The 23175-nt window shown below is 44.3% G+C and carries 16 protein-coding genes and 1 pseudogene; 1 reads left to right on the top strand and 16 read right to left on the bottom strand.

The window, feature by feature from the left end; translation table 11 throughout:
* Positions 1–377: 377 nt before the first annotated feature.
* The 6 genes and pseudogenes from rho to AC3ZVC_RS05300 form a co-directional block, all read right to left on the bottom strand.
* Complete coding sequence (gene rho, locus AC3ZVC_RS05325) at positions 378–1646, bottom strand: transcription termination factor Rho (protein ID WP_110063704.1); 1269 nt, start codon at positions 1644–1646, stop codon at positions 378–380.
* A gap of 357 nt (positions 1647–2003) precedes the next feature.
* Complete coding sequence (glpX, locus tag AC3ZVC_RS05320) at positions 2004–2966, bottom strand: class II fructose-bisphosphatase (protein WP_214725853.1); 963 nt, start codon at positions 2964–2966, stop codon at positions 2004–2006.
* A gap of 122 nt (positions 2967–3088) precedes the next feature.
* A complete protein-coding gene (gene murA / locus AC3ZVC_RS05315) occupies positions 3089–4375 on the bottom strand; it encodes a UDP-N-acetylglucosamine 1-carboxyvinyltransferase (RefSeq protein WP_490066815.1) in 1287 nt (428 codons plus the stop codon).
* 468 nt (positions 4376–4843) lie between these two features.
* Positions 4844–5488 carry a fructose-6-phosphate aldolase gene (gene fsa, locus AC3ZVC_RS05310; RefSeq protein ID WP_490066810.1) on the bottom strand — a complete coding sequence of 215 codons (645 nt, stop codon included), beginning with the start codon at positions 5486–5488 and terminating at the stop codon, positions 4844–4846.
* Between the two features lie 454 nt (positions 5489–5942).
* Positions 5943–6800: a class II fructose-bisphosphate aldolase gene (locus tag AC3ZVC_RS05305; protein ID WP_490066808.1), complete on the bottom strand. Its 858-nt coding sequence runs from the start codon at positions 6798–6800 to the stop codon at positions 5943–5945.
* A gap of 258 nt (positions 6801–7058) precedes the next feature.
* Positions 7059–7435, bottom strand: a pseudogene (locus tag AC3ZVC_RS05300) (response regulator).
* A 215-nt stretch (positions 7436–7650) separates the two neighbouring features.
* On the opposite strand from AC3ZVC_RS05300, the gene AC3ZVC_RS05295 reads away from it, so the two are divergent.
* On the top strand, positions 7651–8172 hold the full coding sequence (locus AC3ZVC_RS05295; RefSeq protein ID WP_490066806.1) for a DUF2529 domain-containing protein: 522 nt from the start codon (positions 7651–7653) through the stop codon (positions 8170–8172).
* Positions 8173–8271: 99 nt separating this feature from the next.
* Here AC3ZVC_RS05295 and pyrG read toward each other — a convergent pair whose 3' ends face one another.
* The 10 genes from pyrG to AC3ZVC_RS05245 all read right to left on the bottom strand — a co-directional run bounded on the left by pyrG (position 8272) and on the right by AC3ZVC_RS05245 (position 23070).
* Complete coding sequence (pyrG, locus tag AC3ZVC_RS05290; RefSeq protein WP_490066804.1) at positions 8272–9879, bottom strand: CTP synthase; 1608 nt, start codon at positions 9877–9879, stop codon at positions 8272–8274.
* Between the two features lie 303 nt (positions 9880–10182).
* Entirely contained in the window at positions 10183–10770 is a 588-nt protein-coding gene (gene rpoE / locus AC3ZVC_RS05285) for a DNA-directed RNA polymerase subunit delta (protein ID WP_490066802.1), read from the bottom strand.
* 401 nt (positions 10771–11171) lie between these two features.
* Entirely contained in the window at positions 11172–11348 is a 177-nt protein-coding gene (locus tag AC3ZVC_RS05280) for a hypothetical protein (RefSeq protein WP_214725860.1), read from the bottom strand.
* Between the two features lie 194 nt (positions 11349–11542).
* Entirely contained in the window at positions 11543–14809 is a 3267-nt protein-coding gene (gene icmF, locus AC3ZVC_RS05275) for a fused isobutyryl-CoA mutase/GTPase IcmF (RefSeq protein ID WP_490066799.1), read from the bottom strand.
* A 69-nt stretch (positions 14810–14878) separates the two neighbouring features.
* Positions 14879–15523, bottom strand: coding sequence for a TetR/AcrR family transcriptional regulator (locus AC3ZVC_RS05270; RefSeq protein WP_490066797.1), 645 nt, complete (start codon positions 15521–15523; stop codon positions 14879–14881).
* A 129-nt stretch (positions 15524–15652) separates the two neighbouring features.
* A complete protein-coding gene (locus AC3ZVC_RS05265) occupies positions 15653–16792 on the bottom strand; it encodes an acyl-CoA dehydrogenase (protein WP_490066795.1) in 1140 nt (379 codons plus the stop codon).
* Positions 16793–17112: 320 nt separating this feature from the next.
* Positions 17113–18243, bottom strand: coding sequence for an acyl-CoA dehydrogenase (locus AC3ZVC_RS05260; protein ID WP_490066792.1), 1131 nt, complete (start codon positions 18241–18243; stop codon positions 17113–17115).
* An 87-nt stretch (positions 18244–18330) separates the two neighbouring features.
* Positions 18331–19182: a 3-hydroxybutyryl-CoA dehydrogenase gene (locus tag AC3ZVC_RS05255; RefSeq protein ID WP_490066788.1), complete on the bottom strand. Its 852-nt coding sequence runs from the start codon at positions 19180–19182 to the stop codon at positions 18331–18333.
* 167 nt (positions 19183–19349) lie between these two features.
* On the bottom strand, positions 19350–20537 hold the full coding sequence (locus tag AC3ZVC_RS05250) for an acetyl-CoA C-acetyltransferase (protein WP_490066786.1): 1188 nt from the start codon (positions 20535–20537) through the stop codon (positions 19350–19352).
* Positions 20538–20958: 421 nt separating this feature from the next.
* Positions 20959–23070 carry a (Fe-S)-binding protein gene (locus AC3ZVC_RS05245; protein ID WP_490066785.1) on the bottom strand — a complete coding sequence of 704 codons (2112 nt, stop codon included), beginning with the start codon at positions 23068–23070 and terminating at the stop codon, positions 20959–20961.
* Positions 23071–23175: the final 105 nt, after the last annotated feature.

Below are 23175 nucleotides of genomic sequence, written 5' to 3'. Positions count from 1 at the left end.
TTCCGCCCTGAATCATTCGAAACAGAGTTATATATTACGGGCAACATGAATTGCCGTAAACTTCAAAAACACACTGTCATCATTATAACAAGTCCAATTGTTTTTTGCAATACGGGAATTATGCACCCTTTATTTCCCAATTGATTTGTATATTCTTATAAATACAGCCCGTTGATTTCCGCTGCGGGCACTTGCTTTCCGCGGGGAGGAACGGGAGCCTCCTCGGCTTCGCCTGTGGGGTCTCCCGCTCCCTCTCCTCCCGCAGGAGTCAAGTGCCCTCCGCTCCAATCAACTCAGTATAGAAAATTTAGTTTGCTGCAGAAAATAAACTTAACATAAACAGCATCCAAAAAAAAGCTGCTACAAGCTTTCAACTGTTAATGAGACCGCTTAGCCTTCATTTCCTCAGCCAAGTTAGCAAAGAATTCCTCGTTTGATTTTGTCTGTTTCAGCCTGCGAAGGAGCTTTTCTGCAAAGTCAGGTGAGTCGGACATGGATTTGCGGATGGCCCATAGTTTGTCCAGGTGGTCTTTTTGGATAAGCAATTCTTCTTTGCGCGTTCCGGAACGGCGAATGTCGATGGCCGGGAATATTCTTCTTTCAGCCAGTGAGCGGTCAAGATGAAGTTCCATATTTCCAGTACCCTTAAACTCTTCGTAAATAACATCATCCATACGTGAACCTGTATCAACAAGCGCAGTCGCAAGAATCGTTAAGCTTCCGCCTTCTTCGATATTGCGGGCCGCACCAAAGAAACGCTTCGGACGGTGGAACGCAGCAGGGTCGATACCGCCTGACAATGTTCTTCCGCTAGGAGGAATGACAAGGTTATAAGCTCTTGCCAGTCTTGTAATGCTATCCATCAAAATGACAACATCGCGCTTATGTTCAACTAAACGCATGGCGCGCTCAAGCACAAGCTCGGCCACTTTAATATGGTTCTCCGGCACTTCGTCAAACGTTGAGCTGACAACATCGCCAGCAACAGAGCGCTCTATGTCAGTTACCTCTTCCGGACGCTCGTCAATCAATAGGACGATTAACTCTGCTTCCGGATGATTAGTTGTAATGCTATTGGCAATTTCTTTTAAAAGCATCGTTTTACCTGCTTTTGGAGGCGCAACGATCAAACCGCGCTGCCCAAAACCGACTGGGGCAAGCAAGTCCATAATTCGTGTGGAAACCTGTCTTGTACCTGTTTCCAGCTTCATATGGCGGTTTGGATATAAAGGCGTCAATCCTGGGAAATGAACACGCTCTTTCGCTGATTCCGGATCATCGCCATTAACCGCTTCTACTTGAAGCAGGCCAAAATAGCGTTCATTTTCCTTTGGAGGACGAACCTTCCCGGATACTTTATCTCCGTTTCTTAAATCAAAGCGGCGAATCTGCGAAGCGGAAATATAAATATCCTCAGAGCTTGGCGAATAGTTGATCGGACGAAGGAAGCCAAAGCCCTCCGATTGGATGATTTCCAGGACACCTTCCATGAAAAAGTAGCCTTCCTGCTCTGCCCTTGCTTTCAGGATGGCAAAAATTAATTCTTTTTTCGATAACTTGCTGTAATAAGAAACTTTATATTCACGGGCAAGTTCATAAAGCTCTTTTAGCTTCATATTTTCTAAACTTGAGATATTTAAACCCATTTTTACACCACACTTTTGAAATTTTCAATTATTTCCTTCATATGCAGCTGTACAAATATAGGACTTTATATGAAAGGAATGGGAAAGACGCTTTTGAGGTTCTTGAAGCGGTTGAAGAATTTAGTTATATTTTTCTTTCTGCTGAGTGATAAAAAGTTTCGAGGAATAGACCGGTTAGGAGCCCGTTTTCAGTTGAAATAAGGAGGTTTCCTCTTCAGTAAAAAACAACTCTATTTTACCCCTAAATCTAAAAATTAATCAATAACAATTTTTTAAATGGAAAATATAGCAGGAAGGAAATGAAAATGAGCAGGCTGGCACTAGAGGCCAGCCCTCATTTTCAATCTATTTTGCTCTCTATTTAATAACAAGATTAGGCTTTTTATTTAAGCTATGGCGACCTTCAATAAAGCGGACAGTCCCTGATTTGGCACGCATAACAACTGAATGAGTTGAACCGTAGGAACCTTTAAACTGTACGCCTTTAAGAAGCTCTCCGTCTGTTACACCTGTTGCGGCAAATATGGCATCATCGCCTCTTACCAGGTCTTCCATTAATAGAACCTTGTTAATATCAAGGCCCATCTTCAGGCATCGCTCTACTTCTGCATCGTTTTGAGGGAGAAGTTTACCCTGGATTTCTCCGCCAAGGCATTTAAGGGCAACCGCTGCAAGAACGCCTTCCGGAGCACCGCCTGAACCGAACAGGATGTCTACTCCGGTTTCATCGAAAGCTGTATTAATCGCTCCAGCCACGTCACCGTCATTGATTAGTTTGATTCTTGCCCCTGCATCTCGCAGCTGGCTGATAATATGCTCGTGGCGCTCACGGTTAAGAACGGTTGCCACGACATCATTGATATCTTTATTTTTTGCTCTTGCGACCGCTTTCAAATTATCCAAAACAGAAGCATTAATATCAATTTGTCCTACGGCTTCAGGACCGACAGCAATTTTATCCATGTACATATCCGGAGCATGAAGCAGGTTTCCATGGTCAGCAACAGCTAGTACAGCCAATGCATTCCAGCCGCCAGATGCTACAATATTCGTACCTTCCAATGGATCAACAGCTACATCGACGCGAGGCCCGTAGCCTGTTCCAAGCTTTTCCCCAATGTAAAGCATTGGCGCCTCATCCATTTCGCCTTCTCCGATAACCACTGTTCCCTTCATCGGCACAGTATCAAACACATCTCTCATCGCAGAAGTAGCTGCATCATCCGCTTCATCCTTTAAACCGCGCCCCATCCAGCGTGCTGATGCTAAAGCAGCACCTTCAGTTACACGGACAAGCTCCATTGACAAACTTCTTTCCATCGATCTTTCCTCCCCAGATTCTAAGGCAGAATTGCATGGGTGAATGGCGGGCCGGTTTATGGCCAGCGCTGCATCACCCGCCTTATTTTATTGGTGTAAAGTTCTCTTTATTTTAAATGAAACTAAGCGTTTTTCATTTGTTCCAGTTCTTCTTTACTCATTTCTTCGCGCCAGATTGTGGCACCCAGCCCATTCAGTTTTTCAACCAGATGGCTGTAGCCCCTGTCAATATGCTCAAGGCCTGTTACTTCTGTGACGCCCTCAGCCATTAAGCCAGCAATCACAAGTGCAGCCCCTGCTCTCAGATCGCTTGCCTTTACTTTGGCGCCCTGAAGCTGGACTGGACCGTTAATAATTGCGGAACGGCCTTCCACCTTAATATTCGCATTCATTCTGCGAAGCTCATCAATATGTTTAAAACGGGCACTATAAATGGTATCTGTGACCATGCTTGTTCCTTCTGCCCCTGTAAGCAGCGAAGTCAGCGGCTGCTGGAGGTCCGTAGGAAAACCTGGGTATACCAGTGTTTTAATATCGACAGCTTTCATTTTATCAGCTGGACCAACATAAACCTGATCGTCCTTCGTTTCGATCTGAACGCCCATTTCACGAAGCTTTGCAATCAGCGATTCGAGGTGATGAGGAATGACATTATCAATCAGTACACCCTCTCCCGCTGCTGCGCCAACGATCATATAGGTTCCAGCTTCAATCCGGTCAGGAATGATTGTATGCTGGCAGCCATGCAGGTGGTCGACTCCGTCAATACGGATGACATCTGTTCCGGCTCCCTTAATTTTCGCACCCATATTGGTCAGCAATGTAGCGACATCGATAATTTCGGGTTCTTTGGCGGCATTTTCGATGATCGTTCTGCCCTTCGCCCGAACGGCGGCTAGCATGATATTAATGGTTGCCCCAACGCTGACAACATCCAGATAAATTCGCGCCCCGCGCAATTCATCGGCACGCAAATAAATGGCTCCCTGCTCGTTGGTCACACGTGCGCCAAGCGCTTCAAACCCCTTAATATGCTGGTCGATCGGCCTTGGACCAAGGTGACAGCCTCCAGGCAAGCCAATTACCGCTTTTTTAAAACGGCCAAGCATGGCTCCCATCAAGTAATAGGAAGCACGCAACTTTTTTACTTTTCCGTTCGGCAAAGGCATGGAAATCATGGAAGAGGGATCAACAGTCATATCATTGTCTGAAAATTCAACTGTTCCCCCTATTTCTTCAAGCAGATCTTTTAAAATTTGAACGTCCGAAATATCCGGCAAACCTTCAATTGTCACAGGCGACTCCGCTAAAATGGTAGCCGGGATCAATGCCACCGCACTGTTCTTGGCTCCGCTAATCCGGACTGTTCCTTTTAAAGGATAACCGCCTGCAATCATAAGCTTTTCCATTTGTAACTCCCTTCTAAGCCGTTGTTAATCGTGCACTGCAGTAAATTGGCTCAAATATTTCAAAAATTGAGAGCCCTTACAGCAAAAGCTATACACTACTTTTCTAACCAATTACGTCAGAAAATAGCCCTAGCTTCTATAAGAAACCGAAATAGGCTTGTCCTAATATTAATGTCAGAAAAATCCTTTGGGAAAATATGCACTTTCATATTATCACGTATCTGTAGTTTACAACATTGCAAGATGGATAAGGAACAATTTTCCAACTGTTTTTTACATATTCCGACATTATCTTTATCTTATAGTTTACACGAAAAATCAAATCTCATGTATCGATAACGAAAAAAGTTAAAATTAAGAAAGAAGTACTAAAAGCAGAGGTTCAGGTTATGGGGCCGGCTTTGCTCCGCAAGCCTTATGCAGCGGATACAAAGCCGGGTACCTAGAGTTATTTTACCGAAGAATCAATTATCCTCTTGAATTCCAGTCCGCCAAGAATGCTTCAATTCCTTTATCTGTCAATGGATGGTTGAATAATTGCTGGATTACTTTATAAGGAACCGTAGCAATATCAGCACCTCTTAAAGCGGCATCAGTAACATGCTGAGGATGTCTGATGGAAGCTGCAATGATTTCCGTTTCAATGTCATGAATAGCGAAGATTTCTGCAATCGTTGAAATTAAATCAAGACCATTATGGCCAATATCGTCCAAGCGTCCAAGGAATGGCGAAACATAAGTTGCACCAGCTCTTGCCGCCAGCAGCGCCTGGTTTGCACTGAAGATTAAAGTAACGTTTGTTTTAATGCCTTCTTTTGAAAAAGCGCTAACGGCCTTTAATCCATCCGGAGTCATGGGAACCTTTATTGTAATGTTCGGCGCAATTGCAGCTAGCTCTTTCCCTTCCCTAATCATCCCTTCTGCATCGAGAGCGATTACTTCCGCGCTAACGGATCCCGGAACCAATTCCGTAATTTCGCGAAGGCGGTCAGTAAAGGATACATTTTTTTCTTTCGCAACCAATGATGGATTGGTTGTTACACCTGCTACTACCCCAAGCGAAAATGCTTCTTTAATTTCTTCCATGTTTGCCGTATCGATAAAAAACTTCATAATAATCCCACCTTGTTTAATATTTTGATAATTATCTATGTATTATTAAATAAAGTATCTATTCTGTAAAGCCTTGTTCGTTTTTTATGTAGGCTCTTTTCGTATATAATGTTGTGCTTAAGAATTTTGATCGTTGATTTCCGCTGCGGGCACTCAGCGAACCCGCGGGGAGTAACGGGAGCCTCCTCGGCTTCGCCTGTGGGGTCTCCCGCTCCCTCTGCTCCTGCAGGACATTGAATTTGCTTCCTTGAATAAACACTGCACGAAAAAATGTGAAGCATTTTCGAGGATCAAGTACCCTCCGCTCCAATCAACTCAGCGTATAAAACTAAGTGATGGAAAAGCAAAAAACCTTACGAAAACAGCCCATATGTACCATTAACTATTAAAAAATACAGGGAAACCGCCCCTAAAACTAGAAGGCGGTTTCTCTTATCACTTGTTCAGTTCTTAATTATGCTTTGTTAGAAGAACCAAACTCACGCATTTTGCCGATTACTGTTTCTTTAATCGCTTCACGTGCAGGACCTAAGTATTTGCGTGGATCATACATTTCTGTATCTGCTGCCAATACTTCACGAACACGCTTTGCAGAAGCAATTTGGTTCTCTGTATTTACATTGATTTTAGCTGTTCCTAATGAAACTGCTTTTTGAATATCTTTTGTTGGGATACCTGTTCCGCCATGAAGAACTAAAGGAACACCAGTAAGGTTTCCGATTTCTTCCATTTCAACGAAACCTAAGTTAGGCTCACCTTTGTAAGGTCCATGAACAGAACCTAGTGCTGGTGCAAGGCAGTCGATGCCTGTACGCTTCACTAGCTCATCACATTCTTTTGCATCTGCATAAATAACGCCGTCAGCAACAACATCGTCTTCCTGTCCTCCGACAGTTCCTAACTCTGCTTCTACTGAAACGCCTTTTGCATGCGCATATTCAACTACTTTGCTGGTAGTTGCTACGTTTTCTTCAAACGGGTCATGAGAAGCGTCGATCATAACAGAAGTGAATCCTGCATCGATTGCTTCTTTACATTTATCAAAACTTGAACCGTGGTCTAAGTGAATAGCCACTGGAACTGTAATTTTGTAATCTTCCAGCAGTCCTTCAACCATTTTTACAACCGTTTTGAAACCGCCCATGTAACGAGCCGCACCTTCGGAAACACCAAGGATTACAGGTGATTTTTCCTCTTCTGCAGCCTGCAGGATGGCTTGAGTGAACTCAAGGTTGTTTAAGTTAAATTGACCTACTGCATAGCCTTCTGATTTTGCTTTGTTCAGCATTTCAGTCATAGAAACTAAAGGCATTTTTCTTCCTCCTTATTGATGATCGATTAAGTTTTTCACAGGGCATGGACTGTTAAAGTTTTCCCCTTAACACTAACGAATATGTACCCTTAAAATCCCCTGTTAAACGAAAGCGATCCTTTGGAATTCATTTGTTATCATACCAAAAAGGATTTAGAAAAGCCATTAATCTAGAGCGTTTTTCTTAATTGTCATAAAGCAAACGCTATCATTTTCAAGCCGATGGAATTTCAGGGTAAAAACGGTTTATTTTACACCTTAATTGGAATTGGGAACCGGTAAATACTTCTTCACGGCTGCCCGAATATCATCAATATCAAATGGTTTTGCAAAATGGGTAAGAGCGCCTAGATCTTGGCTTCCTGAATCATATCCAGCTCACCATACGCAGTCATGATAATGACCCGGATATCCCTATCAACCACTCTCATCCTTTTTAAAATTTCAATCCCGTCCATTCCTGGAATTTTCATATCCAGAAGGACGAGGTCAGGCGAATGCTTGGAAACAATGTCGAGAGCCTGGACTCCATTGGCAGCCTGGTATGTGTCGTACCCTTCTTTCTGTAATACCTCATTAAGTAAAATGCGGATTCCGAACTGATCGTCTACGATTAAAATTTTCCCTTTCATCAAGCCACCTCTTCCTGTCGTTTTAAAAGCACTTTGTTTAAATACTTACTCAATTATGACTGCAGGTCACTTAACTGTACATTCTCCTACAGGTAATTTCTCTATAACACAGCATATTTCCTGCTATTTTTTACAATTTCACTGTGAATATTTTACCTTTTTCTCTTGATTCACTATAATAGAACCTCAGGGAGCAGTGACCGAAGGAGTGAAATACTTTGTTAAAAATGTTTTCTACCCAGCTTACAGGCTTGTTTAAGCGACTGCAGGAGAAAGAGGAATTTGCCATTGAAGACAGCGCGCGCCTGCTGGCCCAAGCCGCTGCAGGCGATGGAAAAATATATATATATGGTACTCAGGAAATGAGCGGCATCGGCCATGAAGCTACCCAAAGCCAGGAACCGCTCCGGGATGCGGCTATTTGGGGGAAAGATAACGAAATTTCGGAAACAGACAGATTTATAATTTTTTCAAGAAATTCTGATGATGAAGAGGCTATCTCATTAGCAAAAAAACTGGCTGGCAAAGGCATCCCTTTTGTGGCAGTTAGTACCGAAAAAGCTGATCGCAGCGAAAACCTCGCCAACTTGGCCGATGTTCATATCGATTTAAAGCTAACAAAAGGGCTCCTTCCTGACGAAGAAGGAAATCGCTTTGGCTACCCTGCCTCCATGGCTGCTTTATTTGTGTATTACGGAATCAAATTTACAATTGAAGAGATTTTGGCGGAATACGAATAATATTTTCAAGAGGTTTTATTCCGATATCGCGAAAATCTCCTCACGCTCGTTTGTGCCCATAAAAAAATCCCTCCGCACCTGGAGGGATTTTTTTACATCTTATAATTTCTCGCTAAATTTCAATGATGCCCCAATAAATTCACGGAATAAAGGCTGCGGGCGTGTTGGCCTTGAAATAAATTCCGGGTGGAACTGGGATGCCAAGAACCAAGGATGGTCCTTCACCTCGATGATTTCCACTAAGCGGCCGTCTGGGCTTGTACCAGAAAAGACAAATCCGGCCTTCTCCATATCCTGGCGGTAGTGATTGTTAAACTCATAGCGATGGCGATGGCGCTCATAAACCACTTCATCCTGGTAAGCTTCAAATGCTTTTGTGTCTTCTTCCAATTTACAAGCTTGTACCCCAAGTCTCAATGTTCCGCCTAAATCTTCGATATCCTTTTGCTCAGGCAGCAGGTCGATGATTGGGTGTTCCGTATCAGGGTTAATTTCTGCAGAGTGTGCATCTTTTAGGCCCAGTACGTTTCTTGCAAATTCAATGGAAGCAAGCTGCATGCCAAGGCAAATGCCAAGGAATGGCTTTTTATTTTCGCGGGCAAATTGGATCGCAAGAATTTTACCTTCAATCCCGCGGTCTCCGAATCCGCCCGGAACAAGGATTCCATCTGCATCGTTTAGTAATTCTGTTACATTATCCTTGTTCACTTCTTCAGAGTTAATCCATTTAATTTCAATATCAGAATCAAAAGCATAGCCTGCATGCTTTAATGCTTCAACTACCGAAATATAGGCATCCTGCAATTCAACATATTTACCGACAAGGGCAATCTTTGTTTTCTTGGAAAGGTTTAGAACCTTGTCAACAAGCTGATTCCACTCTGCCATGTCTGCTTCTCCGCAGCGCAGCTTCAAATGGTCACATACGATTTGATCAAGCTTCTGCTCCTGAAGTGATAAAGGAATGGAATATAATGTTTCTGCATCGGTTGCTTCAATTACCGCTTCTTTATCAATATCGCAGAACAACGCAATTTTATCCTTCATGTCCTGGGAAATCGGCATTTCTGTACGAAGAACAATTACGTTTGGCTGGATGCCAAGGCTTCTTAGTTCTTTTACGCTGTGCTGAGTCGGTTTTGTTTTCATTTCTCCTGCAGCCTTGATATAAGGAACCAGCGTACAGTGAATGTACATCACATTGTCACGGCCGATATCGCTCTTGATCTGGCGAATTGCTTCAAGGAATGGCAGTGATTCGATATCCCCAACCGTTCCGCCGATTTCTGTAATGACCACATCCGCATTAGTTTCATGACCTGCCCGGAAAACTTTATCCTTAATTTCATTGGTAATATGCGGAATAACCTGTACAGTTCCTCCGTTATAATCTCCACGGCGTTCTTTTCTAAGCACCGTTGAGTAGATTTTACCCGTTGTTACACTGCTGTACTTTGTCAGATTAATATCCACAAAGCGCTCATAGTGGCCAAGGTCCAAGTCAGTCTCTGCACCGTCACCCGTTACGAATACCTCACCATGCTGGTACGGGCTCATTGTTCCCGGATCCACATTTATGTAAGGATCAAATTTTTGAATCGTAACCGTTAAACCTCTGTTTTTCAAAAGGCGGCCAAGTGATGCTGCTGTAATCCCTTTTCCTAAAGATGAAACAACCCCGCCTGTTACAAAAATATACTTTGTCATGTAAAATTCCCCCTCAATATCAGTTTGTGCATATTCGTCTTGGTTTAAAGACTTCATTAAAAAAATTCTATCTTCCAGCTGCAGGATTTTTTCAATCCGAAGCTGCACCATTCGGCAAAGGGGAGGAAACGCAATTTTATCCATTCACCCTTAGAAGAGACGACCATTCGCCTCTCCCATATAAAAAATAAAAAGCGCTCCGCTTACTTATAAAGTAAGGGAGCGCTATTAGCGTCTAACGAATCGTTCCTTTTTTAAGGAGCCCAAAAAGTATTCTACAAGCCCTGAAACGAAAAGTCAAGATTATAAATCTTCTTCGTCCTCATCCAGTTCAAGTTCATCTTCTTCAAGGTCATCATCGTCATCATCATCTTCATCAAGATCGAATTCTTCTTCATCTTTATCAATAATTTCAGCGTCATCCTCGAAGTCTTCGTCAAGATCGTCGTCATCATCAAGAAGATCATCATCATCGTCATCTGTCAGATCGTCATCATCAAAACCGTCGTCATCATAATCGATATCCTCTTCATCCAGTTCATCATAATCTTCAAGGTCAAGATCATCATCGGCGACCTTCTTCTTCGCCTTTTTCTTCTTAGGCTTGATAACGGAAACGACTTCTTCTTCATATTGGTCTACCGGATACCATGAACGAAGACCCCAGCGGTTGTCCCCCAATCCAATAAAATGTCCATCTATATTTAAATCAGTGTAGAACTGTGCAATTTTCGATTTAACTTGTTCCTTTGAAAGGTTCAGAATCTTAGTCACTTCATCCATAATGTCATTAAAAGCCATCGGTTCTTTTTTGCTTTTTAAAAGTTCATAAGCCACTTCAATTAATGACATTTCTTGTAATTCTTCTTTTGAGAATTGTTCCAAACTCAATATCAGCACTTCCTTTCCCTATGTAACGCTATTAGGCAGCGTAAATAACAAAAACACGCACAAACTTAAATGAAGCCCTATTGGCTCTATATTTTGAGAGCACAAAAAAACACTTGAACTGCCCCCAAGAAGACATATTCTTCATTATAAACAAATTTTTACGGTTTATGCCAGTTATATCTGCTGTTCTGGCATTTTTTCTGCAGTTTTGTACTTGCCAGCCCTGCTAAACATAAACGTTAATGAAAAGGCCTGTTGATTTCCGCTCTTGAAACCAGCTTTCCGCAGGGGTCAGGGAGCATCCTGGCGCATACGCACCTGCGAAGTCTCCCTGCGACCCGCTCCACTCAGCAGGGTGCCAAAATCAAAGCAGTGTATTTCATGCCTATAAATAGAAGAGTTTAATCCACCCTGTTTCTTTTCCGGCCTTTCAAAGGCTGATCCATCTGTTTATACGCCAGCCAAGTAAAATAAAATGATAATAAAAAGAAGGCAATGGCTCCAAGCTGTCTTTCGTATAGGAAGTAAACGCCCGCACTAGCTCCCACTAGAGCTGCATACAGAAATAATTTCTTCACATTTTCACATCCTCAGCTTCCCCGAAGTGCACCGCTATGTATAATGATTCCATTATATAGGATACGGATGTATTTTGTATTAATTCCGTGTAAAAATTAGGTTATCACTCAGGAAAAGTAAAGGCCTGCAGCTCGAGACTGCAAGCCTTAATTTCAATTGTTGACTCCATTGGCCTTTGGATGCCTTATTTAATCTACATATTCCTGCGATATTGCCCGCCCACTTCATATAGTGCACGTGTGATTTGTCCAAGGCTTGCCACTTTGACCGTTTCCATTAATGCAGCGAAAATGTTGCCTCCGCTGACTGCCGTTTCCTTCAATTGGTTCAAGGCCCCTTCTGCTTTATCTTTATTGCGCTCCTGGAAGCTGCGCAGATTGCGGATCTGAGTTTCTTTTTCTTCTTTAGTTGCTCTTGCCAGTTCCATATTGTCCATTTCTTCCTCTGAAGGAGGATTCGGATTCAAGTATGTGTTTACTCCGATAATTGGAAGCTCACCTGTATGCTTCTTCATTTCATAATACATGGACTCATCCTGAATCTTTCCGCGCTGGTATTGAGTTTCCATGGCACCAAGTACGCCGCCGCGGTCACTAATGCGTTCGAATTCCTTCAATACCTGCTCCTCTACAAGATCTGTCAGCTCATCCACGATGAAAGCGCCCTGAAGCGGATTTTCATTCTTGGATAAACCATGTTCTTTTGTAATGATCATCTGAATGGCCATCGCTCGGCGGACAGACTCTTCTGTCGGAGTGGTAATCGCTTCATCATAAGCATTTGTATGCAGTGAGTTACAGTTATCCTGAAGTGCCATCAATGCCTGCAGTGTTGTACGAATATCGTTAAAATCGATTTCCTGCGCATGCAGCGACCTCCCGGAAGTCTGGATATGGTACTTCAGCTTTTGGCTTCTTTCATTCGCTCCATACTTATCTCTCATAACAGTCGCCCAGATGCGGCGTGCCACACGGCCAAGCACCGTATACTCAGGATCCAGTCCGTTTGAGAAGAAGAATGAAAGGTTTGGTGCAAAGTCGTTGATGTTCATGCCTCTGCTCAAATAATACTCTACATATGTGAAGCCATTTGCCAATGTAAATGCCAGCTGCGAAATTGGGTTCGCACCCGCTTCTGCGATATGGTAGCCTGAAATCGAGACAGAGTAATAATTGCGGACCTTATGGTCGATAAAATACTGCTGGATATCCCCCATCATCCTTAATGCAAACTCTGTAGAGAAGATACAAGTATTTTGGCCCTGGTCTTCTTTTAAAATATCAGCCTGAACCGTTCCCCTTACCGTTTGCAGCGTTTTCGCCCTTACTTCGGTAAACTCTTCCGGAGTGAGCACTCGGCCAAGCTCCTGCTCTTTTGCTTCAATCTGCTGCTCAATGGCTGTATTCATGAACATAGCCAATATGATCGGAGCCGGCCCATTAATAGTCATCGATACAGATGTAGATGGATGGCATAAATCAAATCCGGCATACAGTTTTTTCATATCATCAAGCGTACAAACGCTGACACCGCTCTCCCCTACTTTTCCGTAAATGTCCGGGCGGTAATCCGGATCTTCTCCGTAAAGAGTAACCGAGTCAAACGCTGTGCTTAAACGCTTGGCTGAATCATCTTTTGAAAGATAGTGGAAACGGCGATTCGTCCTTTCAGGCGTACCTTCGCCGGCAAACTGCCTTTTTGGATCTTCTCCCTCGCGTTTGAATGGGAAAACGCCTGCTGTGTACGGGAATGAGCCAGGGACATTTTCTCTATACACCCAGCGGATGATTTCTCCATAATCCTTGTACTTAGGAAGGGCCACCTTTGGAATGGACAGGCCTGATAAGCTCTTGGTTTTTAAAACCGTTATGATTTCCTTATCGCGGATTTTCGTCACAAATTGCTCGCCTGCATATTTTTCCTTCAGACGATCCCAGCCCTCAAGAATCTTCTTCGTTTCAGCTGTCAATTTGTCTTCGACAGACGCTTTGATGGCCTCCAATGAAGAGATTGCCTCTTCGTTTCCTTCCTGTTCTTTTACAGCAAGAAGAGCTCCTTCCAGCTGGAACAATTTGCGGGCAAGATCGGCTTGGTCCTCTGCTTTCTTATGATAGCCGCGTACTGTATCTGAAACCTCACGCAAATAATACCGCTGCTCATTCGGGATAATGACATTCTGCTTTTCCACTTTCGCATTTTTTGAAAAATTCGTCTCCCAATCTGTGCCTGCATTTTTGTTGATCGTTTCAACCAGTGCAGCAAACACCGCATTTGTTCCCGGATCATTGAACTGGCTTGCAATCGTACCGTATACAGGCATTTCTTCCAGTTCCTTTTCAAAAAACATCCGGCTGCGCTGATATTGCTTTTGCACCTGGCGCATGGCATCTTCAGACCCTTTGCGCTCAAATTTATTAATAACGATTAAGTCTGCATAATCAATCATATCTATTTTCTCAAGCTGGGAAGGCGCGCCGAATTCACTTGTCATCACATACATAGAGACATCGCAAATTTCGGTAATGCCCGCATCCCCTTGCCCGATTCCGCTTGTTTCAACAATAATCAAGTCAAAGCCGGCAGCCTTCACAACCGAAATCGCATCCTGAATCGCAAGTGAAAGCTCACTGCGGGAATTTCTAGTTGCGAGGCTTCTCATATAAACACGCGGATTAAAGATCGCATTCATGCGAATCCGGTCCCCCAGAAGCGCACCGCCCGTTTTTTGCTTTGTCGGGTCAACGGACAGAATGGCTACCTTCTTTTCCGGGATTTCGTTGATAAAACGGCGGATCAGCTCATCGGTTAAAGAGCTTTTACCGGCACCGCCTGTACCCGTAATCCCAACAACCGGTACCTGTTTTTCAAGCGACTTTACTTTTTCCATCACGGTTTCAAGAGTTGGGGCTGCTTCTTTGGTCTCCGTAACCTGATGCTCAGCAAGGGTAATCAGCTTGGCAATCGCATTGGTTTCCCCTTCCTGAAGCTTTTCAATTTGCTCGGATGATTCTGCTGTGAATGTAGGGAAATCACATTCTTTAATCATCTGGTTGATCATGCCCTGCAGGCCATGCTTTCGGCCATCTTCAGGCGAAAAAATTCTCGCGATTCCGTACTCATGCAATTCCTTGATTTCCTTCGGGATGATAACCCCGCCGCCACCGCCATAAATGCGGATATGGGAAGCGCCTCTTTCCTTCAGCAAGTCATACATATACTTGAAATACTCAACATGCCCTCCCTGATAAGAGGAAATGGCGATTCCCTGTACATCTTCCTGAATCGCAGCGTTCACGACTTCTTCTACCGAACGGTTATGACCTAGGTGGATTACCTCCGCACCGCTCGCCTGAATGATTCTGCGCATAATGTTAATGGAAGCATCATGGCCATCAAAAAGACTCGAAGCTGTTACAAAGCGAATATGATTTTTCGGCTTATACACTTCTGGATTACTCATACTTCTCCCCCTTGTCCGAAAGCGCAGGCACCAGGGCAGCTGATGCTGTGCGCATAAAAATTTAACTTGTTAAGCTTTTTCCGAAACCTTGTCTGGGTTTTTTATCCCTTGAAAAAGCAGATCCGTCTGCAGCTGGATATATTCATCAATCGTGTACATCTTTTGCAATGACCAGCGCCGGAACGCCCACATTTGCCCTTGGACAAAAATGTTATGGGCAATCATTTTGATTTTTCCTTCCGGAAGGTCCAGCTCTCCATTTTCCACACAAAGCGTGATGACATGCTCAAACATGCCAACCATTTCAATTTCTTTTTTTAGGACATACGGAAGCGCGTCCTTTGTTAAGGATTTTACTTCCTGATACATGACGAGCACTTCATCCTGCATTTCATCGACTACCTTGAAATAATCGGCAATTCCCTGTTCCAGGCTTTCAAGCGTGCCTTGATTTGTATCAAGACCCTTTTGCAGCCGCTCCGCAACCTGATCATAGATGCTGTCACAAACCAGATATAATACGTCTTCCTTCGTCCGGATATACTCATAAAGCGTCCCGATACTAAAACCAGATGCCTTTGCGATCTCTCTAGTTGTTGTACGATGGAACCCTTTTTGGATAAAAAGGGTGACGGCACCTTTAATCATCTGATCGCGCCTCTTTTTGACCAGACGCTCATCTTTAACAGAAGCCTGCACTTCCCGTTTTTTCATTTTTATCTACCGCCTTTGCAAATCCTCCGTTTTTGCTGAATCCCCGTTCCAGCTTGAATAAGACCAAAGCACCTGCAACAATTTTATTGGAAGCCGGACAACGCCCTGACCCAAGTTAAACTACTTTTCTTATTTCGTTACCATCCGTGAGATTACAAGACGCTGAATTTCCTGCGTACCTTCGTAAATCTGCGTAATTTTTGCATCACGCATAAAGCGTTCAACCGGATAATCCTTTGTATAGCCGTATCCGCCGAAGATTTGAACGGCATCCGTTGTTACCTTCATAGCCGTGTCGCCCGCTAGAAGCTTAGACATCGCAGATTCCTTTCCGTATGGGAGGCCTTCGGATTCCAGCCATGCTGCCTGATAAGTTAATAGTCTTGAAGCTTCAATGCTTGTCGCCATGTCCGCCAGCTTAAATCCGATCCCCTGCTGGGCAGCAATCGGCTTGCCAAACTGTACTCGCTCTTTTGCATACTCGACGGAAGCATCCAATGCACCCTGGGCAATTCCGACAGCCTGTGCTGCGATACCATTGCGGCCGCCGTCAAGTGTCATCATTGCGATTTTGAAGCCCTCTCCAACTTCCCCCAGTACGTTCTCAATAGGAACCTTGCAATCTTCAAAAATAATTTCTGTAGTCGGCGATGAACGGATACCCAATTTCTTTTCTTTTTTGCCTACAGAGAAGCCTTCAAAGCCGGCCTCCACAATAAATGCCGTTGTTCCTCTATGTTTTTCGGCTGGATCCGTTAAAGCAAATACGACATAAATATCTGCTACTCCGCCGTTTGTAATGAAAATTTTGCTGCCATTCAATACATAGTGATCGCCTTCCAGACGCGCAGTCGTTCTCATTCCGCCTGCATCTGAACCGCTGCCAGGCTCAGTCAGCCCGTATGCACCGATTTTTTCACCTTGTGCCATTGGCTTTAAATACTTTTGCTTTTGCTCCTCACTGCCGAATTTGAAAATTGGCCAGCCTGCAAGGGATGTATGTGCAGAAAGGGTAACACCTGTTGAAGCACACACTCTTGAAAGCTCTTCAACCGCGATGCAGTATGCCAGGTAATCGCTGCCGATTCCGCCGTATTCTTCAGGCCAGGGAATACCCGTTAAGCCAAGCTCTGCCATCTTGTTGAAGATTTCGCGATCAAAGCGCTCTTCCTCATCACGCTCTGCTGCTGTTGGAGCAACTTCATTTCTGGCAAAATCGCGAACCATCTTTCTTATCATTTCATGCTCTTCACTCAATTGAAAATTCATTGTCAGTCCCTCGCTTTGAATGATTTCTTTGATATTTCAAAAAGACCTTATAATCCTACCCGTTGATTTCCGCTGCAGGCACACAGCGAACCCACGGGGCTACCGGGAGCCTCCTCGACGCTCTGCGTCTGCGGGGTCTCCCCTTGGAACGCTGCTCCCGTAGGACATTGAATAAACATCCTTGAATAAACACCGCACGAAGAAAATGCGGCAGCATTTTCGAGGATCAAGTGCCTTTCGCTCCAATCAACTCAGTGGAAAAACTTAGTTAATCGCCTGAAAGCAACAAACTTTAGAGAACATCCTCCAAGATGAAGTCTTTACAGCTGCTTGCTGATGACTATCCTCTGTATTTCACTGGTTCCTTCGTAGATTTCGGTAATTTTCGCATCACGGAAGTAGCGTTCAACCGGGTATTCTTCTGTATAGCCGTAGCCGCCGTAAACCTGGATCGCTTCTGTTGTCACTTCCACTGCTGTTCTTGATGCAAAAAGCTTTGCCATGGATGCTTCAAGACCGCACTTTATGCCGCGCTGGCGAAGCTCTGCTGCCCGATAGATTAATAACTTGGCAGCTTCGATGTTTGTTGCCATGTCCGCAAGCTTAAATCCTACTCCCTGCTGGGCTGCTATCGGCTTTCCGAATTGCACCCGCTCTTTCGCATAATCGGCTGCTGCTTCAAAGGCAGCCTCTGCAATTCCAAGTGCCTGTGCAGCAATCCCGATCCGTCCTGAATCAAGGTTTGCCATAGCAATTTTGAAGCCCTCACCTTCATTGCCAAGAAGGTTCTCAGCCGGAACGCGCATATCCTCAAATGTCAACTGCAGTGTCCTGGAACCGTGCAAGCCCATCTTATGTTCATCTTTTCCGAATATAAGGCCTGGAGTATCCTTCTCTACGATAAACGCCGAAACCCCTTTACTGCCCAGCTCCGGATTGGTTGAAGCGAATACGATATACACATCTGCTTCTCTTCCATTGGTGATAAATACTTTCGATCCGTTAATGACGTAATGGTCTCCGTCTTTCACTGCACGCGATTTTAAACTTCCCGCATCTGAGCCTGCGCTCGGTTCTGTGAGGCAAAAAGCCCCGAGATACTCACCTGAAGCAAGCTTCGGTACATATTTTTGCTTTTGCTCTTCTGTACCGAAATATAAAATCGGATTAGTACCCACAGATGTATGGACTGATAAAATAACCCCTACCGTCGCACTAACCCGGGACAATTCATGAATGGCAATGATATATGAAGTAAAATCCATTTCAGATCCGCCGTATTTTTCCGGAATTGGAATCCCCATTAAGCCTAGCTCGCCCATTTTGCGAAGGATCTCCCTCGGAAACTCGCCTTGCTCCATTTTTTCAACAAAAGGAGCAATTTCCGTCTGGGCAAAATCCCGCACCATTTTTCTCATCATTTCCTGCTCTTCTGTAAATCTCAGGTTCACTTGTCTTCCCCCCGATGCCGCCTGGCTTCTGTTAGCCAGGCCCCAATGATTGGTAAAAATAGTCCAAGGGCGCCTTAAGCCCTTGCTTTATTCGTAAACGTAGAAGCCTCTGCCTGTTTTCTTTCCGAGCCAGCCAGCTTTAACATATTTTCTTAGTAATGGGCATGGGCGGTATTTATCATCGCCAAAGCCTTCGTGAAGCGTTTCCATAATATACAGGCACGTATCCAAGCCGATGAAATCTGCTAAAGTCAGCGGCCCCATGGGATGGTTCATGCCTAGCTTCATCACTTCATCGATCGCTTCTTTCGATGCAACGCCTTCATACAGGGTATAAACCGCTTCATTAATCATCGGCATTAATATCCGATTGGACACAAATCCAGGAAAATCATTCACTTCAACAGGTACTTTTTTAAGCGTTTTGGTGATTTCCTCTATTGTTTGATACACTTCATCTGCTGTAGCAAGGCCGCGAATGATTTCAACCAGCTTCATCACAGGCACCGGATTCATAAAGTGCATGCCAATTACTTTTTCTGGACGGTTTGTGGCAGCAGCAATTTCGGTAATAGGAAGAGATGATGTATTGCTCGCCAAAATCGCATGCTCCGGTGCAAGTTCATCCAGCTGGCTGAAGATCTTTGTCTTAATATCCATATTTTCAACGGCTGCTTCGATAACAAGGTCAACATTTTTAACATCCTGCAGGTCAGTTGAAGCGGTTACATTTTCAAGCACAGTTTCCATTTCCTCCGCTGTCATGCGCTCTTTCTCCACCTGACGGGAAAGGTTCTTTTTAATAACGCCTAGTCCGCGGTCTACAAACTCTGTCTTCAGATCGTTCAGCAGCACGCTGTACCCTGCCTGTGCACAAACCTGTGCAATTCCCGATCCCATTTGTCCTGCACCGATTACCATAATGTTTCTAACGTTCATGTTCATATCCTCCGTTCTTGAACTTTGGCCGGTATTTCTGCTGATTCGGCCGTTAAACTGCTTTTTTTGGCCGATAATTCCCCGAATTAGCCATTTAAACTGTTTTTTTGGCCGATAATTCCTCGAATCTGCACTATCAGCCGTTAAACACCCATCCTGCTGAAAAATTACTGCTTCGGCACTTCGATCATAACTGCATCGCCCTGTCCGCCTCCGCTGCAGATGGCTGCAATGCCAATTCCGCCGCCCCGGCGCTTTAATTCATGCATTAAGGTTAAAATAATTCTTGCTCCGCTTGCGCCGATTGGATGTCCCAGTGCGACTGCTCCTCCGTTCACATTCACTTTTTCTTCATCCAGGTTCGCAATTTTTCCGCTCGTTAAGGCAACTGCTGCGAACGCTTCATTAATTTCAAAAAGGTCCACTTCTTCAAGCGTTTTTCCTGTCTTTTTCAAAAGCTCATTTATAACAAGTCCCGGAGTCTGCGGGAAATCCTTTGCTTCAACCGCTATAGCTGTATGGCCGAGGATATAGGCTTCCGGCTTTTTGCCTTCGCGTTCTGCGCGCTGTTCGCTCATGAGCACCAATGCTGCTGCGCCATCGTTAACTCCTGGTGCATTGCCAGCCGTAATCGTTCCGTCCGAATTGAACACAGAACCAAGCTTACCAAGCTTTTCTAAAGAGGTCTCTTTACGTGGCGATTCATCCTTAGCGACAACGACAGGTTCACCTTTTCGCTGCGGAACCTCTACAGGTACAATTTCCTCTGCCAGTTTGCCGGATTCAATGGCTGCAATCGCACGTTCATGGCTCCTCAATGCCCATTTGTCCTGCTCTTCACGGCTGATTTCAAATTCTTTTGCTGTGGAATTTCCGTACGTTCCCATATGGACTCCTGTAAAGCTGCAGCTCAATCCATCATGAACCATTAAATCCTTAACGGTTGAATCACCCATGCGCAAGCCCCAGCGCGCTTTCGGCAATATGTAAGGAGCATTGCTCATCGACTCCATGCCGCCAGCCACAATCACTTCCTCGTCCCCTGCACGGATAATCTGGTCGCCCAACGTCACGCTGCGCATTCCGGAAGCACAAACTTTATTGATTGTTTCGGTTTTTACCTCCCATGGCAAGCCTGCTTTCCTCGCAGCCTGGCGTGAAGGGATTTGCCCCTGTCCGCCTTGAAGAACGGTTCCGAGAATCACTTCGTCTACTTCATCAGGATTTACACCGGCACGGTTCAATGCTTCTTTCACTGCAAAACCGCCAAGATCAGAAGCAGAAAAGCTGCTAAGCGCTCCGGCAAATTTTCCAAAAGGTGTTCTTGCTCCGCTAAGAATTACGGTTTTCCCCATAAAGAATCGCTCCTTTGTACTGTTAATTTAAAATGTTCGAACAATTTTTCAGAAAAAATTTTGAGTCATTGCAGTTGGTCTTGTTGAAGTTAAATGTATGTGGAGGTACTAGGGTTGACTGAACGCTCGCTCGAAAAGACAGCGTGCAAAAAGGAGATAATCGATCTCCAGCCAGCTTTAAATTGTAAGCGCTTAACTATTTTCTATTTTACTAGAAAAATAGAAAAAATTGAAACACTTTACACAAAATTCATAAAGTTTAACTTCCATGAGCGGTGTATTTGAATTCCCCGCTCATGGTTAGTTAAACTTACCGGGGCAAAAATCATTCTCCTGTCACATACATATATGCTTAGCAGTGACTTAAAATGCTTTAAGCGATTTTGTTTTAGTGCTTCAATTTCTACTAAAATTATTTATCTTATGAAGCTAAATTCTGCTTTTCACCCACAATGGACTTTTCAAGAATTTCAGCAACATCGTACGTGTGAACTTGTTCTTCCACTTCTTTTGCCTTTGTTCCATCAGATAGCATGGTTAAGCAGTAAGGACAGCCCGAGCTGATTACGGACGGGTTAACCGCCAGCGCCTGCTCTGTACGTGATACGTTGATGCGGTGGCCAGTTTCTTCTTCCATCCACATCAAGCCGCCGCCCGCTCCGCAGCACATGCCGGTTTCGCGGTTTCTTTCCATTTCCACAAGCTTAACCCCTGGAATAGACTTAAGGATTTCACGCGGAGGATCGTAAACCTCGTTGTATCGTCCAAGATAGCAAGAGTCATGGAATGTGATCGTTTCATTCACTGCATATTGCGGCTTAAGTTTGCCTTCTTCTACAAGCTTGGCAAGAACCTCAGTATGGTGATATACCTCTGCCTCCAATCCAAAATCCGGATACTCGTTTTTGAAAATGTTGTAGGCATGCGGGTCGATTGTAACGATTTTCTTCACTTCATTTTTCTCAAATTCTTCAATATTCTTAGTCGCAAGCTCCTGGAATAAGAACTCGTTACCAAGACGTCTTGGCGTATCACCCGAGTTCTTTTCCTTGTTTCCAAGAATAGCGAACTTAACGCCTGCCTCATTTAATAACTTGGCAAAGGATAGAGCAATCTTTTGGCTGCGGTTATCGTAAGATCCCATTGAGCCAACCCAGAATAAGTATTCGAACTCTTCTCCTGCCTTCTTCATTTCCTTCACTGTCGGCACATGAACATCCTCGCGTGCCTCTCTCCAGTCTTCGCGCTCCTTGCGGTTAAGTCCCCAAGGATTGCCCTGGCGCTCGATATTCGTCATGGCGCGCTGTGCATCAGCGTCCATTTTCCCCTCTGTCAAAACAAGGTAACGGCGCAGGTCAATAATTTTATCAACATGCTCATTCATAACCGGACATTGATCTTCACAGTTGCGGCAGGTTGTACATGCCCAAATTTCTTCTTCTGTGATGACTTCGCCGATCAGGCTTGGGCTGTATGCAAGGCCGGCCGCTGCTTCTTCAGCACCTTGGCCTGCAGCTGCAAGCGCAATCTGATTGCCTTTCGTGTTTGAAAAAGCAAAAGTTGGCACCCAAGGCTGCTTGGATGTAACAGCAGCACCGTGGTTGGTTAAATGGTCACGCAATTTAATAATCAAATCCATAGGCGAAAGCATTTTACCCGTACCTGTAGCCGGACACATATTTGTACAGCGCCCACATTCCACACATGCGTAGAAATCAATCATTTGGTGCTGTGTAAAGTCTTCAATCTTTCCGACACCAAAGCTTTCTTGTGATTCATCTTCAAAATCGATTGCTTTTAATTTTCCCGGGTTATCCATACGGTTGAAATAAACGTTGGCCGGTCCGGCGATTAAGTGAGCGTGCTTGGATTGCGGCACGTACACAAGGAAAGCTAATAGGAACAGCAAATGGATCCACCATGCGATATAGAATACAGCAATCGCCCCGGTTTCACCCATCCATGAGAATGCTCCGGCAATGAGAGACGCGACAGGCTCGGACCATGTTCCTTCATGGCCATGCCAGATCATGCTCATCCCATTTCCAAGGAGAACAGAGAGCATTAACCCTCCGATAAAAATAAGTACGAGACCTGCTTTAAATCCTCTTTTTAAGCGAACAAGCTTTTCAACATAGCGGCGGTAAAAAGCCCAGATCACCGCAACAAGGATCATCAAGGTCACAATTTCCTGGAAGAACGTGAAACCAGGATATAAAGGTCCCAGCGGCAAATGTGCACCAGGCTTAATTCCCTTGATAATAAAATCAATGGCACCAAATTGGACAAGAAGAAATCCGTAGAAAAACATGACGTGCATAATTCCGCTTTTCTTATCCTTTAAGAGCTTCTTCTGTCCAAACACATTGACCCAGATTTTTTCAAGGCGCTCTTTTACTTTGCCGTCAAATTCGACCTTTTTGCCCAGCTTGATATATTCAATCCGTGTCTTGACAACATAGACAAACAGGCTGACAGCGTAAGCGGTTACAAGAAGGAATGCAATTAAGTTAATCCATAATAAACCGTTCATAGGGCATAGTGCTCCTTTCGTAAATGATTCCAGCGACTTTTGTGCCAATTCATTCTCCTTAGAAAATTTAAAATACAGTAAAATTTTCTGAATTTATCTCTTACT

It is taken from the genome of Cytobacillus sp. C11.1, assembly GCF_058145115.1.
Note: the sequence above shows the minus strand (reverse complement) of the source record. Positions and strands in the feature narration are given on the sequence as shown.